The organism is Streptomyces sp. NPDC005408, assembly GCF_040606445.1.
Classification (GTDB): domain Bacteria; phylum Actinomycetota; class Actinomycetes; order Streptomycetales; family Streptomycetaceae; genus Streptomyces.
In genome coordinates this window covers 1-1272 of the sequence record NZ_JBEXEX010000138.1, presented here as the reverse complement: position 1 = coordinate 1272, position 1272 = coordinate 1, and the positions used below count along the sequence as shown (strand labels likewise).

Genomic DNA, 1272 nt, shown 5'->3' with positions numbered 1-1272 from the left:
TTCGTGACGAAGTACCGGCATAAGGTCTTCACCGACCAGCACCTGACACGACTCGAAGAGATCATGCGCAGCGTCTGCACGGACTTCGAGGTCGAACTGGTCGAGTTCAACGGCGAGAACAACCACGTCCACCTCCTGGTGAACTTCCCTCCGAAGGTCGCCCTGTCCAAGCTGGTCAACAGCCTCAAGGGCGTCAGCTCCCGCCGACTGCGCCAGGAGTACCCCGACCTGGTCCGGCACTACTGGCGGGCACAACGGCTATGGTCCGGTTCCTACTTCGCCGGATCGGTCGGCGGGGCGCCGTTGTCGATCGTCCGCCAGTGCATCGAACAGCAGAATCGTCCACTGTGACCTGCGGGTCAGAGCAGCCCTGAGAATCGCTTCACCACCGCCCCAAAGGGCGGTGCACTGCGATTAGTCCCGGTAGCGGCTATGGGCCTGACAGGCGAAAACAACTCGCCGCACAATATGGGGTGTTGGAGCAAAGTACAGCCAACTGGTCAGTCGCCGCCGCACTGGCCTGGCACCCCTCCGAGGCATCTGCACTGTGGGCCGCCGCCATCCATGGCGCCCGCGGCACCGTCCGCGCCGTCAACAACACCATCCACCTCACCGATGTCTCCCCACGGCTGTACCACCTGCCGCTGCAGGAAGCCATCGGGCACAACCCGATCGCGCGAGCCCTCCTCGACGAGCGCCCAGCAACCCTGGACGCGGCAGCCGACCTCTCCCACCGGCTCACCGGCATTCACGGGCTGGAACCCGAACGCAACCGAACACCCCAGCAAGACCCGCCCGCCGGGAGGACCTCCTTCCTCAACCAGGACGGGGCCATGAAGACCCTCCGCGAGGCGGCCGACGGAGCCGACCACGTCACCCTCCGGTACGCCGCCCGCACCCTCGGCCTCACCTGGACAGACATCCCAGCCCTCCGGGACATCCTCGCCACCGACACCCCACTACTCCAGCTCAACTGAACTGCACACCAAAGGGCCCGGCACACATACCGGGTGCCGGGCCCTCGCCCCTGGCTGCGCCGGTCAGGCCGCCTCCGCCCCATCGATCGGGCCGGGTGCGGGGCCTGTCCGGGCCCGACGCCGCTCGCAGTCCGCTACGAGGCGACCGTCCCCGTCGCGACCATCAACGAATAGGTGTGAGCAGCACATTCGAAACACGCCCTAGTGTCCTGAGTCGAGAATTCGCTGCGTAAGTTGGTCTTGAGTCGGCATCATGGGTGGATGGCGAGGACGGGACGGCCGAAGGCCGAGTTGG

General features: G+C 66.1%; 2 protein-coding genes. Both read left to right on the top strand.

From position 1 onward, the window contains the following. The coding region (tnpA, locus tag ABZS64_RS39305) for an IS200/IS605 family transposase (RefSeq protein WP_355840016.1) at positions 1-351 on the top strand (351 nt) is incomplete at its 5' end. A 125-nt stretch (positions 352-476) separates the two neighbouring features. Then, positions 477-977 (top strand): DUF1152 domain-containing protein, encoded by a 501-nt coding sequence (locus ABZS64_RS39300; RefSeq protein WP_355840015.1) that lies wholly within the window; start codon positions 477-479, stop codon positions 975-977. Positions 978-1272 lie beyond the last annotated feature (295 nt).